Annotated in this window: 13 protein-coding genes and 2 pseudogenes; 6 read left to right on the top strand and 9 right to left on the bottom strand. The window is 55.8% G+C overall.

Annotated features, from left to right (window positions below; translation table 11 throughout):
* Positions 1-489 precede the first annotated feature (489 nt).
* A complete protein-coding gene (locus ACT3T7_RS02090; RefSeq protein ID WP_444629911.1) occupies positions 490-858 on the bottom strand; it encodes a hypothetical protein in 369 nt (122 codons plus the stop codon).
* Positions 859-1,972: 1,114 nt separating this feature from the next.
* Between ACT3T7_RS02090 and ACT3T7_RS02085 the strand changes: the two genes are divergently transcribed.
* The 6 genes from ACT3T7_RS02085 (at position 1,973) to ACT3T7_RS02060 (ending at position 5,753) form a co-directional block, all read left to right on the top strand.
* A complete protein-coding gene (locus ACT3T7_RS02085) occupies positions 1,973-2,188 on the top strand; it encodes a hypothetical protein (RefSeq protein ID WP_444629910.1) in 216 nt (71 codons plus the stop codon).
* Between the two features lie 365 nt (positions 2,189-2,553).
* Positions 2,554-3,351, top strand: coding sequence for a hypothetical protein (locus tag ACT3T7_RS02080; protein ID WP_444629909.1), 798 nt, complete (start codon positions 2,554-2,556; stop codon positions 3,349-3,351).
* A 183-nt stretch (positions 3,352-3,534) separates the two neighbouring features.
* A complete protein-coding gene (locus ACT3T7_RS02075; RefSeq protein ID WP_444630016.1) occupies positions 3,535-3,738 on the top strand; it encodes an AAA family ATPase in 204 nt (67 codons plus the stop codon).
* Between the two features lie 194 nt (positions 3,739-3,932).
* Positions 3,933-4,475: a DUF4276 family protein gene (locus ACT3T7_RS02070; RefSeq protein ID WP_444629908.1), complete on the top strand. Its 543-nt coding sequence runs from the start codon at positions 3,933-3,935 to the stop codon at positions 4,473-4,475.
* Positions 4,427-4,564, top strand: a complete 138-nt coding sequence (locus ACT3T7_RS02065; protein WP_444630015.1) for a hypothetical protein — start codon at positions 4,427-4,429, stop codon at positions 4,562-4,564. Before ACT3T7_RS02070 ends, ACT3T7_RS02065 begins: the two co-directional genes overlap by 49 nt.
* Before the next feature lie 178 nt (positions 4,565-4,742).
* Positions 4,743-5,753, top strand: coding sequence for a LacI family DNA-binding transcriptional regulator (locus ACT3T7_RS02060; protein ID WP_444629907.1), 1,011 nt, complete (start codon positions 4,743-4,745; stop codon positions 5,751-5,753).
* 6 nt (positions 5,754-5,759) lie between these two features.
* Here ACT3T7_RS02060 and ACT3T7_RS02055 read toward each other — a convergent pair.
* The 8 genes and pseudogenes from ACT3T7_RS02055 to ACT3T7_RS02020 all read right to left on the bottom strand — a co-directional run bounded on the left by ACT3T7_RS02055 (position 5,760) and on the right by ACT3T7_RS02020 (position 13,369).
* Positions 5,760-6,863: pseudogene (locus tag ACT3T7_RS02055) on the bottom strand (transketolase-like TK C-terminal-containing protein).
* A 44-nt stretch (positions 6,864-6,907) separates the two neighbouring features.
* Positions 6,908-7,861, bottom strand: a complete 954-nt coding sequence (gene tal, locus ACT3T7_RS02050; protein WP_444630014.1) for a transaldolase — start codon at positions 7,859-7,861, stop codon at positions 6,908-6,910.
* Positions 7,862-7,914: 53 nt separating this feature from the next.
* Complete coding sequence (locus ACT3T7_RS02045) at positions 7,915-8,157, bottom strand: hypothetical protein (RefSeq protein WP_444630013.1); 243 nt, start codon at positions 8,155-8,157, stop codon at positions 7,915-7,917.
* Between the two features lie 46 nt (positions 8,158-8,203).
* Positions 8,204-8,526: pseudogene (locus tag ACT3T7_RS02040) on the bottom strand (FGGY family carbohydrate kinase); the annotation flags it as partial.
* A 25-nt stretch (positions 8,527-8,551) separates the two neighbouring features.
* The gene (locus tag ACT3T7_RS02035) at positions 8,552-9,283 is read right to left on the bottom strand and encodes an SDR family oxidoreductase (protein ID WP_444629906.1); all 732 of its coding nucleotides are present in this window, start codon (positions 9,281-9,283) and stop codon (positions 8,552-8,554) included.
* Between the two features lie 9 nt (positions 9,284-9,292).
* Complete coding sequence (locus tag ACT3T7_RS02030) at positions 9,293-10,834, bottom strand: FGGY-family carbohydrate kinase (RefSeq protein WP_444629905.1); 1,542 nt, start codon at positions 10,832-10,834, stop codon at positions 9,293-9,295.
* Positions 10,835-10,889: 55 nt separating this feature from the next.
* Positions 10,890-11,870, bottom strand: coding sequence for an ABC transporter permease (locus tag ACT3T7_RS02025; RefSeq protein WP_444629904.1), 981 nt, complete (start codon positions 11,868-11,870; stop codon positions 10,890-10,892).
* Entirely contained in the window at positions 11,867-13,369 is a 1,503-nt protein-coding gene (locus ACT3T7_RS02020; protein ID WP_444629903.1) for a sugar ABC transporter ATP-binding protein, read from the bottom strand. The genes ACT3T7_RS02025 and ACT3T7_RS02020 overlap by 4 nt, the downstream gene beginning before the upstream one ends.
* Between the last annotated feature and the right edge of the window lie 38 nt (positions 13,370-13,407).

Below are 13,407 nucleotides of genomic sequence, written 5' to 3'. Positions count from 1 at the left end.
TACGCTCCGCTAATATCCCATTTTCGGCAATTAATGCCGCTTTATTCGCTTCAGTCCTCATGTCGGGATGCTAACTGCTCGTTAATGGCCTCTAGGCTTTTTCAAGTGCTTGGTCCAAGTTTATCTCCGGTAACGATGTAACGGTCGCGGCTCGTCCGGCCAGTAGGCAGCGCTTGGTCAGGGCTTTCAATATGCCGCTCCCAGGTTTCCCGCGCTTCGGCTTTAGCCATCTTGGTGAGCATCAGTTTGCTGTAGTCTAGATAACCCATAACTTGCCTCGACTATTTCTAAGAAACCTCTATCATGCTGCCGCTACCTTAAGGATGTCTTACCTTGCGCTGCTCGTTATAAAGCCCTCGCTTTCGCGTGATACGGCCTGCGCTGGCTGGGCAGCGCCTTCCCCTGCTTGCTCATACGTTGGCGAGTTAGCTGACCCAGCAGTGAGCCATTCGCCAGTGGGATTGCGGGCTATTGTCCATAGCTGTGTTTTTAGCCTTTTATCCTCGCGGTTGAATAGGTAACGCTGATCTCTGCTTCAATCGTGAACGTGTTATCGCATCGCTCGCATTCACGCTCTTGCTCTCTATTGACCATGCCGTCAATTTCTTCGCTTTCTGCTTCAAACTGTAAATCGCAATAGGGGCAGCGCGGATTATCCTCAAGGCGGTAATCAATCTCGTCTTGCTTTTTCGGCATCGCTGCAAGCGATTTCGTCTTTTCTGCCTCGTGCTCAATCTCGGCGCAAGGCTTGCATTGCCGGTCTTTGTAGTCTTTACGGAAAAGCTGAGTAGCTCCACTCCAGGTACGCTTCATATCCGGCGTTAACAGCGGCTCGTTAATGAGAATTGGTGCCTGCATAATTTCCTCCAGACAAAAAGAAGCCCACTGGCGACGTACGTCATCACAGTGGTAGCCTTCGTTAATAAAAAAGGGGAATCACATGGCTTTCCACAACCCTGACCCGAAAATGCGGGATATTGAAAAGCGCAATGCTGCCGCCCGTACCGCGCTGTATCGCAGAATATGGCGCGCTCTGCGAAAGGCAGTGATGGCGAAGTCTAAAAAGCCCCGCAATGCGAGGCGCTAGGCTCTACGTTTCGGTATTTGAGCGCCCCGATCAGGCGTCAGTTAAAAGGGATTTCGTCGTCGAAGTCGTCATACTGCGCAGGATTGAGGGCGCCGTATGGCTGATGGTTATTTTGTGATGGACGCTGGTTATGCGGGGGCTGTTGTTAGCCTCCGTTGTTTGCTGGCGGATGGCCGTTGCCATGCTGTTTATTGGGCTTGAAGCACGACATGATTACCCTATCGCGGTTATCCGGATTAGGCGCAATCCTGCCGGATTAAACCAGCGATGCAGAATGATGAACTCATTGCCGTCGTCGCTTTTCATCAGCGTGCCGACGTTTTGCCAGCGAGCTTTTGTCTGGCCTGATTATCGGTCTTGGTATTCGCCGGTTTTAACGGCAATGGGATTTCGTAATTGGCAATAATGTGGCCATACCGAGATTCCTCTAAGTGTTTGGCGGGCATCTCTGGTAATCTCGCGTTATCGCGAGGTAGGAGATACAGATGAGAAAATTGCAATTAACTGCTGCGGCAGTTATCGCTGCAGCGCTGTCTGGTTGCGCGGTATACAGCGACGGCTATGGGTACGGCGGGCATCGTGACTACGAGCGGGGTTCGGACGTCCCGAATGGGCATCTTCCGCCTCCCGGTGAATGCCGAATCTGGTACACAGATAGGCCACCTGGCCACCAGCCGCCTCCTGGCGATTGCCACAAGTTGCGATATCAGGTGCCACCTGGCGCTCGCCTGATACACGGCTAATTCTGGAAAAAAGCCCCTCGGGTGAGGGGCGAATGCAGGGAAATGGTCGGCATTCTCGGCCTCGACCGGGGCGCTGGGTCTCACTATCGCAGTTAGCGCGTCTTAGCTATCCTGAAGTTTCCACACACCAGGAGCTAAAAAAATGGCTGACACAATCACGGCACAATGCCCAGACTGCGGCAATACCGAACTCAGCATCCCTGATAACGATGATGAGCAAGTTGTTTGCGCCGCTTGCGACTCCGAAATAGGCACTAAGCGATCTTTCCTTGATAATCTAGATAAAATTGGCAAAGAGATTGGTGATGGCGTTTTGGGTGTCTTCGGTGCCAGTGGCAAGGGCATCAAGAACCGATAAGCGCCTCGCTTCGCACTTTGTTGGCCAGCTCGTGCAAGTCGTCATTACTGATCTGATCTGCCGTGCTGGCCGACTCAGTAAACTGGCTTTCGGGTGCGCCCTGGATATGACTAAGGCGCTTCCATTGACATGTCGTAGCCTTCACGCACTCCCCTTGGTCTCTCGCGCTCTCCACGCGTAGAACTGAAGGGACTCGTAACTGCCTGTTCCTGGCCACTACCGAAGACGCCTTCCTAAGTTGCATGGAATTACTTTCCCTTTGGCGTTCCGGTTTCATGGAGCCCGTTGAATCTCCAGCTTTGCCACCGCACATATATGCCCAGCAGGTTATGGCGCTTTGTTTATAGGAGCGGGGTATCATTGAGGTGGATATCGAATATTGGATTGGCAAGATGTCGGATTTCCAGCAGATTGATCCTCAACAGCGGAAAGCAGTCCTTAACTATATGTTGGAGGCGAGTATTCTGCGCAGTTGCAGCGGCGTAATGGGGATTGGAAAGCGTAGGGAGCGTACTTTCGGCTTCCGGCGCTTTATAGAGCTGGTTTCGGTTTTTACGATACCATCTGTGGTGAAGGTTTTTCATGGAAAGCAGGGACTGGCTGAGGTACACGAACTTACTTTTGCCGTGGGTAAGTCAGTTAGTCCGGTTCTGCTGACTCTCGGGGGTAGGAGCTTGTCTACTACTTATGTTGACTGGCCGAGGCGTCGGCCCTTAGCGGAATCTACAGAGCTTAAAGGTTGCTCTCAGTGGCTTGGATCTGGCCTTCCGATGCACTGCGCTCTCTGTCAGGGGATTGGATGCGAGTTACTTCCTACAGAGATTTCTAATGGGTATTCTAAGCGGGCCGAGACAATGCTTGAACAGCTCCGAGAAGAGTTTGGCTTGGAGTCTGAGCAGACCGCGGTTCTGATCGACAGCGACCGAAATGCAACTTGGTGGACACATTTTCCGGCGTTATATTGCAACGCTGCAATAGCCGATGCACTGCTGCACTTTGGCCGCAAGCAAACTTCAACGTTTTCGACGTATTTACGTTTTGACCCCAACAGCTATGGCGCAACCTTAATTTCCTCGCAGGATGGGCGCTTGGTTTTTAAGGAAGAATTTTGTGAGTTTTTCGCCGATAGCATTGGCTTTTCAGGTGGTGAAAAAAAGAGCTAGCAAAGCCAAGCGCTGACGAGTCAACATTGTCATCACCAAGAGGTACGACAGAAGGAAAGGTCGCTAAGTATAACAGGGGGATAACCTTGCGGCCTTTTCGTATGACGTAAAGAACCATAGCCCAGGAATCTACAAGCGAATCGTGTTCACGATCCAGCGAGCCGTGCCGTTTTTCACGATTTCATACCGGCACCTGAAAGGCATAATGACAGTAAAATGCGACTGCGTTGGAAACATAAAGGCAGCGATGCCTACTTTGATGCCCATTCGCTTTCCGATGGAACCCAGCGATTTATCTGCATGGCCACCTTACTGTTACAGACCAACCTTCCTTCTCTGATATTGCTGGATGAGCCCGAACTGGGCCTGCATCCCTATGCCATATAGCTACTAGGCTCGATGCTCTGACTGGTTAGCCAATCTACATAGATCATCATTTCTACTCAATCTGTCTCGCTGGCCAATGAGTTCCGTGCTGAGGATATGGCCGTGGTCGAGCACCGGAAAAATCACTCTACTTTTAAGCGCCTAGATACGAACTCCCTGGAAGCATGGCTGGAGGACTATCGCTTGGGTGACTTATGGGAGAAGAATCTGCTGGGAGGAGGGGCCCCCGCGTGATTCGACTAGGCATTAGCGCTGAAGGAGCGACTGAACGAGTGTTTGTAACACGTGTTTTGGCTCCGGTATTAGCCCAGAATCAAGTGCTTGCTAGCCCCATTGGTATGCGCGGGCGTGTGCTACTTGAGCGCATCGATAAAGAGCTTAGCAAGTCGATGGCTATGTTTGACCATGTAACAACGTTTTATGACTTTTATGGTTTCCATAAACGCCCGTCGGGTGACGTTTACGCTCTAGCAGGTGCTATCAATGGTCTTGTACCCGAGGATAAACGTCATCGATTTACTCCCTATGTTCAGCAGTACGAATTTGAAGCCCTCGTGCTAGCAGTACCTGATTATGCAGAGGAAGTCATTGGCGTTGGTGGTCTGGGTGAACAAATCCGTAAAATAGTTGAGCAAAGTGGTGGTGCTGAACTCGCAATGATGGTTATGACACCTGTCCTACGCGGCGTATCAAAGCTATTGCCCCACGTTATGATAAAAAATTCCATGGGCCAGTAATGTTGGAAAGTAGTTTACAGGAGGCGAGGGCGGGTTGCCCTCACTTCGATGCTTGGCTGAAATGTATTATGCAGTTGAAAGAGGACTAGATGAGGTATGACAAAATCATGATCAAATTATCGGTTTTTTAGCAGGGCAGGTTATACCTATAAATCACTCCCCATTTTCGTGAGCAGACCTTGCGTAGTATCCTTACGGCGCTGGTGCAACTTCGTTGGGTACAGCGACAGACATATCAAAACGATAAAATTCACAACAGAGTAAAGTATGGTAAGTCGCCACAAGGTTACTATCACTGACATCGCCGAACGGGTGGGCATGACCAATATGACAGTGTCGCGTGCCTTGAACAATCCTGACAAGGTGAAAACAGCGACCCGGGAGAGGATCCTCGCTGCTGCGAAGGAACTGGGGTATGTCCCTAATGCTTTCGCTAGCCATCTTCGTAGTCGCAAGAACCGGCTGATTGGCTTGATCACGGCAAGCGTGGATAATCCCTTTTATAGCGAGGTGATTAAGGCGGTTTCCCGTGCGGCCGAGGAGCGTGACTACACCATCATTCTGATTGATACAGATGGATCGCCGCAGCGCGAGGAAGTGGCGATCGAAACTCTGCTCAGCTATCAGGTGGCCGGCATTATTCTTTCGCCCGTCTCCGACGCTGCCGCCTATCGCCCAGCTTACCTTGAGCGCTTGCGTGCTACCCGCTTACCAGTGGTTATGCTGGATCGCACCTTGAACGTATCCGACTTCAGCCGTGTGGTACTGGACAACCGTCTTGCGGGGAGTCTGCTTGGTGAACTGCTGGTGAAGAAGAATATCCGTCGGGTGCTTGCTTTGACGGGGCCGCGTGACTCGCGGATTACCCAAGACCGGCTGACCGGCCTAAAGACAGCCTTTGACGTGGCGGGCGTCTCTTTGGCGGTGGAACAACGCCCTGGGGACTACACCCTGCAACCGGCCTATCGTGATATGGCCAATTACCTACGCCAAGGCAATCTCCCCGAAGCAGTGTTTGGGTTCAATCAGCTGATTACACTGGGCGCCATGCGTGCCCTGCATGATGCACGTGTGTCCAGGAGCGATGTGATGGTATTGGGCGTCGACCGTTTGCCGTATGCTGATATCTTCGAGGTGTCAGTGCCTTGTGCTGCGCATGACACCTACCGGTTAGGGCACGAGGCATTTCGCATACTCTTTGAACAGATTGAGGACCCCGTGGCTGCTGGCCGTGAGGTCGTGATCTCCGCCACACTTATATCCTCCGGCGGTAACTGATAGTCATCAGCTTTCGTCGTACAACATACCCTCGCCCTCGGTGACCACTTGATCGACGGTGAAACCAAAGTGGGCAAAGAGGTCTTCTGCCTTGCCGAATTCCCCAAAGGTGTGCATGTCGATGACACGGTCATCTAGGCCGACATACTTGTACTAGTAGGAGTAGTGGCTGGCCTCAATGGCGATGCGTTTGGTCACGCTGGGCGGCAGCACGCTCTCGCGGTACTCGGCATCCTGGACGTCGAAGGTGCTGGTGGAGGGCCGTGAGGCCACCCGTACCGAGTGGCCCTTGGCCTTCATCTCGACGGCGGCGTCCATGGTCAGACCCACCTCTGAGCCGGTGGCGATCAGGATAAGATCAAGTGACACCACGCGCCCTTTAGGGACATCCTCTTTCAGGCCATGCCCACCACGCTGAATATTGGCCAGCGGCGCTTTGTCGCGCTGCTGATGGGGCAAATTTTGACGCGACAGTACCAGCGCGGTGGGCCCGCTTGCCGTTTGAGGGCGGCATCCCTAGCGACGGCGGTTTCTACCACCAGCCCTCGACCTCGCCGCCAATGGAGATACCGTTGTCGTCATAGAAAGCCACTATCTTGCCTAAGCCTTGAGTGCCAGCCAATGACGCCACCTCGTGAGAGATGTCCTCCATCAGGCAGCCGTCGCCTAGGAAACACAAGGTGCGGTGATCGATCAGCGTGTGGCCGGGGCGATTGAACTTCGCCGCTAGGGTGCGCTCGGCAATGGCCATGCCCGCAGCGTTGGCTAGTCCTTGGCCCAGTGGGCCAGTAGTGGCCTCGACGCCAGCGGTGTAGCCCAGTTCCGGGTGGCCCGGGGTCGTGGAGTACCACTGGCGAAAGTTCTGCAGATCCTCGAGGCTTAGCGCGTAGCCGGACAGGTGCTGCAGTGAGTAGAGCAGCATCGAGCTGTGGCCATTAGAGAGCACGAAGCGTCCGGGTTGGCCGGGTTGTGGCTCAGCTGACCGTCCCACAGCACTTCGGCGATATCGGCCATGCCCATTGGAGCGCCGGGATGGCCGGACTTTGCCTTCTGCACGGTATCCATGGAGTGCGCGCGAATGGCATTGGCCAGTTCGAAACGTGACGACATAAGGATTCCCGAACGGTGGCTAGTTGGAAGCTCAGGTTGCGAGATCAGAGAGTCGCCAAGCGGTCGGCGATTAGTTCCTCCAGACGTTCCTGATCATCGGCGAAGCGACGAATACCTTCGGCCAGTTTGTCATTGGCCATGGCATCCTTGTTATGATCCCAGCGGAAGGCGGACTCGGAGAGTGGAGTAGGACGAGGACCACCGTTGCGTGTCATTAACACCTTGGGTTCCACCTCGCCCGTTGTGGTAGCGAGTTCCTCAAGCAGCGCAGGTGAGATGGTTAATCGGGGGCAGCCGGCGAGTGCCAGCACCTGGTCGATAGTGCGGAAGCTCGCGCCCATCACCACAGTATCGAAGCCACCTTGGTTGACCCGTTCGCAGACGCCGCGCACGAATTGCACTCCAGGGTCGTTCTCGGGGGGGAAATCCTGGCCAGTCTCCTTTTTGTACCAGTCGGTGACACGGCCGACAAACGGTGAGATGAGAAAGACGCCAGCATCGAAACAAGCTTGGGCCTGGGCGTCGCTGAACAGCAGCGTCAGGTTGCAGTTGATGCCCTCTTTCTCCAGCACCTCGGCTGCGCAGATGCTTTCCCAGGTCGATGCCATCTTGATCAGCACTCGATCCTTAGATACGCCGCGTTGCTCGTAGAGCTCGACCAGCTCGTGGGCCTTGCGTATGCTGGCCTGGCTGTCGAAGGACAGCTTGGCGGCGACCTCGGTGGACACACGGCCGGGCGCCAGCTTGGCGATCTCGCTGCCCATGGCCACGGCAAGGCGATCCACGGCATGCTCTTCTCGCTGGCCGTTGCCCTTGGACTTGACTGCCGCGAGCTCTTGATCGATCAGTACCTGGTAGCTTGGCAGATCGAAAGCCTTGAGGATTAGCGAGGGATTGGTGGTGGCATCATGGAGTTGATAGCGTTTGATGGCGTCAAGGTCGCCAGTATCCGCGACCACCAGGGAGTGCTGGCGAAGGGCGTCGAGTCGTTGGGTCATGGAGTATCTTCCTCGAATAAGTGGTCGGTTATGTAAGGCATCGGGGTTGGTGTTCAGCTGTAATGATTTTCCAGGGCCTGACAGTAACGGGCATAGGCTTGGCCATAGGCAGCGACGCGGTTGGGTTCGGGGTTGGTTCGGGATCTCTCGTCGAGACGCACCAGCCGCGCACAGAGGTCTTCGAGCGAGGTGCTGGGATAACGCTCGCACCAGGTAGCCTGCAGTGCTGCACCTAGCGCTGCGGCATCGGTGGCCATAGGGCAGATCACCTGGGTGCCAGTGATATCGGCAACCATCTGGCGCCATGCAGGGCTCTTGGCACCGCCGCCTATCAGATACGGTGTTGTGGTTTGCGGTTTCGGTATCGCACCATAGCTTGGCCGGATGCACCGGCTCTCCCGCTGCGTCCAGTGCTACCAGACCATGCTGCTGGCCAGAAACGCCGATGGCACGAATTGCCCGTGGTTCGATACAAGCGTCGGTCACGGCGCCAGCAAAGGCGCCGCGGAAGGCCGCCACCCAGTCGGCCGGACCTGCTCGCGGCGGGCGTGGGCGCCTTTGCTCAGGGCGTGAGGACGGCTCGCTTCGCCGAGGATTCGTCCAGCGTCGACATCAACCACCACAACCTTGGTACTCTGGGTACCACGGTCAACACCGATATACATGTCAGGTTCCTTTTAACGCAAGGGGCTAGTGAGACGTGAAGCCACCATCGATCGGCAGGCAGGCACCGCTGATCATCGAAGCGGCCGGGCTGAGGAGGAAGGCCACCGGCAGGGCGACTTCCCGAGGGGTGGCAAAGCGACCTAGGGGAATGGCGGCCAGCATTGGGTTGCGCTTGGCGTGATCGGCCCAGGCACGTTCGGCCATGGGGGTCAGGGTCACGGTCGGGTTGACACTATTGACGCGGATGCCCTGGGGGCCCAGCTCGAGGCATAGCACACGTGTCATGGCATCCATGGCGGCCTTGGACGCGCAATAGCCGAGGTGGCCGGGCAGAGCAGCCATAGATGCTTGGCTTGAGACGTTGACGATGCTGCCTTGGCGGCCGTGCGCGATCATGTGGCGGGCCGCTTCCCGTGACACCACGGCACTGGCAGTGACGTTCGTGGTCATGATGTCCCCGAGATCCTTCGCTTTGAAATCCAAGACATCGTCTAGGATCGAGATGCCAGCACAATTGACCAAGCCATCAAGGACGGGCATTTCTAAGAAGGCCGCGATAACCGCGGCCTCATCGGTGATATCGACGGCTAGGGTGCGTGCTCCTATCTCTTTCTCGAGTTTGGCTAGCTTGTCCCGGTTGCGACCAAACAGTACTAGTTCGGCACCGAGTTCAACTAGAGATCGCGCGATATCGAGACCGATGCCGCTGGTCGCCCCCGTAACGAGAATGCGTTGGTTGTGGAGTTCGAAGTTCATGATGTGGCGTTACTCGCTCGATTTGTGATTGGGATTTAGCCGATGCATGATCGGCTTGAGCGTTGGGTAAAGCTGGCAATACAGAGTGAAGAGCTTGTCGTAATGTCGTGCAGCGTCTTCAGACGGAACGGAACGCTCAACTAGGTTGCCATGCTGCAGGGGGTCGGCCAGGTCGATAAGACCGGTGGCCTGCCCGGCGAGTAGTCCGGCCCCTAGGGCCGCCTCGACATTTTCTTGGTAGGTGTAAACGGGCATGCGGGTCACGTCGGCGATAATCTGCATCCAAAGATCTGACTGGGTAGCTCCGCCAACCACAATTAGATGGTCATCCAGTGTCACGCCTTGTTGGGTACCTGCCTCAATATTGTGTCGTAGAGCGAAGGTGACGCCTTCAAGCACGGCGCGATACAGGTGATGGCGACGGTGATAGAGACTGAGGCCGATGAAGCAGGCGCTGGCTTTTGCGTCCCATACAGGACTTCGCTCGCCCATCAGGTAGGGCAGGAATAACAGGCCATTAGCACCGGGGGGAAGCTCGCGAGCAGGTGACTCAAGCTGCTCGAAGGCGCTGCCGACCTCGCTGGCGGTCGCCTTATCCTCGCCGCAGAAGGTATCGACGTACCAGCTGACCGAGGCGCCTGCAGTCAAAGCGCCACCGAAGGTGTAGAGGTCTCGGTCGCTGTTCAACACATGCGGCATGCTGATCAACCCGTGCCTTGCATCGACACGCTTGTTGATTACCCCCCAGCACATACTGGTGCCGATCATGGCGACATGGTTGCCGGGTCGTGTCGCCCCCGCCGCTAGCGTCGCCATTGCTGCATCTACCCCCCCGGCGACGATAGGGATACTGCTGCGTAGTCCCAGTGACTCGGCCAGAGAGGGCAGCAGTCCACCGACGACTGATCCCGAGTCCACCAGCTGAGTCGGAAGCTTGTTGCGGTCGAGACCCAGAGCGTCGAGCATTTCCTGCGACCAGGCATGTGCTGCCAGGTCGTAGATGCCGCCGATGTTGCCCGCAGAGCAGTGGTCGATGGCGATCTCTCCGCACAGAAGATAGTTGATGTAGCTATTGGGCGGCAGTAAGTAACGAGTTTGCTCCCAGACTTCAGGTTGTTCGGCCTTGAGCCACATCATCTTAGTGAAGCCGTAGTAGCTGTCCACCCCGTTGCCGGTGATATCACCAAGTAGATCCAGGTCGATATGATCCTTCACCCATTGAACCTGGGTCTCTGCTCGGCGGTCCATCCAGATCAAGCAGGGGTGCAGGGGGGTTATCTCGGAGTCGACTGGTATACCAGAGCCACCATATAGACTACTAACGCATAGCCCTTTGACACTCGCTGGATTGACCCCAGGATGGTCAAGGCAGCGACGGAGGCAGACAAGCACGGCCTGCCACCATGTATTCGGCCACTGCTCAGCCCATAATGGGCGAGGGGTGTCGACCCGGTAGCCCTGGCTATACTCGGTCAGGATCCGGCCCTGGGAATCGATCACTAAGGCCTTGGTACTCTGGGTGCCAATGTCGATACCAATGACGGTTTCCATACGGTTCTCCTTTTTTCGGCGCGAGACTAACCCGTGCCGAAGCACGTGCAGGGGCTCAAGGAGTCCGCTTGCGGCTAATGTATATCGCCAACAGGATAATCAGGCCCTTGATGACGTTTTGGAGGTAGGGCGAAACGCCCATCAGGTTAAGACCGTTGTTGAGCACGCCAAGCAGCATGGCGCCTACCAGCGTGCCGAGAACCATTCCTCGCCCACCGGTGATAGCAGCGCCGCCCAGCACCACAGCGGCGATGGCGTCGAGCTCGAAGCCGACCCCGGCGTTGGGCTGGCCGCTCATCAACCGTGAGGTCAAGATCAACCCGGCAATGGCCGCAGTCGTACCACTCAGGGTGTAGACCAGCAATTTATAGCGGGACACTCGGATACCGGACAGCCGAGTTGCCTCCTCATTGCCGCCAATGGCATACAGGTAGCGTCCGGTCGCAGTATGGTGGAGTAGCAAAAAGCCGAGTGCGTAGACGCTGATCATGATCAGTATCGGGGTTTCAATACCGGCCAGGTTGCCGCGACCGAAGAAGGCAAATTCCGGGGGGAGGCCGGAAATCGGGTAGCCTCCGGTGTATATCAAGCCAAGCCCGCGGGCAATACCCATTGTTGCCAAGGTGACGATGATGGGTGGCATGCCGGCAAAAGCAACAAAAAAACCATTGAAAGCCCCGAAGCCCGCACCTACCAATACGCCTAGCAGGATGGCTAGCGACGGAGGAACCCCCGCCACCATTAGCCCAGCCATTACCGTTCCCGACAAGGCCATTACCGGGCCCACCGAGAGGTCGATGCCGCCGGTGAGAATGGCTAGGCTCATCCCCACAGCTATGATGGCAATGATCGAGGTCTGACGCACCAGATTGGCTTGGTTGCTTATGGTTAGAAAGTTGTCGTTGATAACAGACATAGCAATGAAAACGACGATGAAACCAATCAGTGGGTAGAAGATCGGAGTACGGCGCCAACTGGCCAGCCGCATCTTGTGGGACTGGTGGGTGTTGCCGGGTATTGAGTCGAGCTGGCTCATGAGCTGAGTCCCCCCGTGGCGTGATGCATGATGGATTGTGAATTGAGATCGTTGCCTTGCAGTTCGGCGGTGATCTGTCCCTGGTAGAAGACCGCTACGCGATCGCATAGACCAAGGATTTCGGGGAGTTCGGACGAAATCATGATGATCGACACGCCTCGGGCGGTGAGCTCTTTCATCAAGGCGTAGATCTCTGACTTGGCGCCGACGTCAATGCCGCGGGTGGGCTCATCGAAGATCAGCACCTTACACTGGTGGCCAAGCCAGCGGGCGATGACAACCTTCTGCTGGTTGCCGCCGCTGAGATTGCCTACTGGGGTTTCAGGGCTGGGAGCCTTGACGCGGACTGCCTTCATCAGATCGGCGGCAGTACTAGTCTCATGGCGGCGCTTGATCAGTGGTAAGACACCCTGAAATTGTGTCAGATTGTTCAGGGAGATGTTTTCGCGACACGAGAATGGCAGGATCAGTCCTTGGATCTTGCGGCTTTCCGGTAGAAGGCCGATCCCCTGCTTCAGGGCGGTGGCGGGATGTAAGAGCTTAGTTGGCTTGCCCTCCATAAGGATCTTGGCATGCACGGGTCGCGTCGCACCGATCAGCCCCATAGCCAGTTCTGTGCGGCCCGAACCCACTAGGCCAGCAAAGCCGAGGATCTCGCCGCGGTGAAGCTTCAATGAATGCTCGGGGCCATTAACATCAAGGCGCAGGGATTCAATGTCTAATACCACATCGTTATAGTCGGCATCACTACGGTGTTCGGGGTAAAGGTTCTCAACGCGGCGGCCAACCATTTTCTCGATCAGGTCGTCGGGCGTGGTAGAAACGACGTCGCAGTCGTCGACCTTCTCACCATCACGCATCACGGTGACACGATCGCAGATGGTGAATATCTCTTCCATATGGTGTGATATGAATACCATGCCGACCTGTTGTTCGCGCAGTTTTCGCATGATGGTGAACAGATGATCGGCTTCGCTAGGCGTGAGGGTTGCTGTCGGCTCGTCGAGGATCAGGATTCGTGCTTTCAGCGACAGGGCCTTGGCGATCTCGATGAACTGCTGGTCGGCGACACTCAAATCGACGATGGGCCGGTCGAGGGGGATCGAGACCTTGAGGCGGTCTAACAGGTGCTGCGCCTCGGCGTTCATGCTGCATCGGTCTCGCAGCCCGAACCTGTTACGCAATTCGCGCCCAAGGAAGATATTATCCACGGCATCCAGATCAGGGATCAGGCTGAATTCCTGAAAAATGATACCGATGCCTGCGTTGAGGGCGTCTTGGTAGCCATGGAAATGGCATACCTCGCCATTGATGCTGATCTCACCTTCATCCTGTCGGTAGATGCCGCAGAGAATTTTCATCAGAGTCGACTTGCCGGCCCCGTTTTCGCCGAGCAGAGCATGCACCTCGCCAGCATGGACATCGAGCGATACATCCTTGAGGGCCCTCACCCCGGGAAATGACTTCGAGATGTGCCTCAGGGAAAGTAATGGAGTCATAGGGATACCCTCGTGTGCCGCCCGCAGGGGCAGCACAC

Origin of the sequence: Halomonas sp. 111, from assembly GCF_052379685.1 — a bacterium.
GTDB lineage: Bacteria > Pseudomonadota > Gammaproteobacteria > Pseudomonadales > Halomonadaceae > Vreelandella > Vreelandella citrativorans.
Note: the sequence above shows the minus strand (reverse complement) of the source record. Positions and strands in the feature narration are given on the sequence as shown.

What these genes read in the sequence shown, in the direction of transcription:
- ACT3T7_RS02085 (WP_444629910.1), top strand. Translation starts at nt 1,973, where the DNA reads ATGGCTGACACAATCACGGCACAATGCCCAGACTGCGGCAATACCGAA.
- ACT3T7_RS02030 (WP_444629905.1), bottom strand. Translation starts at nt 10,834, where the DNA reads ATGGAAACCGTCATTGGTATCGACATTGGCACCCAGAGTACCAAGGCC.
- ACT3T7_RS02045 (WP_444630013.1), bottom strand. Translation starts at nt 8,157, where the DNA reads ATGGTTGCCGATATCACTGGCACCCAGGTGATCTGCCCTATGGCCACC.
- ACT3T7_RS02060 (WP_444629907.1), top strand. Translation starts at nt 4,743, where the DNA reads ATGGTAAGTCGCCACAAGGTTACTATCACTGACATCGCCGAACGGGTG.
- ACT3T7_RS02025 (WP_444629904.1), bottom strand. Translation starts at nt 11,870, where the DNA reads ATGAGCCAGCTCGACTCAATACCCGGCAACACCCACCAGTCCCACAAG.
- ACT3T7_RS02090 (WP_444629911.1), bottom strand. Translation starts at nt 858, where the DNA reads ATGCAGGCACCAATTCTCATTAACGAGCCGCTGTTAACGCCGGATATG.
- ACT3T7_RS02070 (WP_444629908.1), top strand. Translation starts at nt 3,933, where the DNA reads ATGGGAGAAGAATCTGCTGGGAGGAGGGGCCCCCGCGTGATTCGACTA.
- ACT3T7_RS02035 (WP_444629906.1), bottom strand. Translation starts at nt 9,283, where the DNA reads ATGAACTTCGAACTCCACAACCAACGCATTCTCGTTACGGGGGCGACC.
- ACT3T7_RS02020 (WP_444629903.1), bottom strand. Translation starts at nt 13,369, where the DNA reads ATGACTCCATTACTTTCCCTGAGGCACATCTCGAAGTCATTTCCCGGG.
- tal (WP_444630014.1), bottom strand. Translation starts at nt 7,861, where the DNA reads ATGACCCAACGACTCGACGCCCTTCGCCAGCACTCCCTGGTGGTCGCG.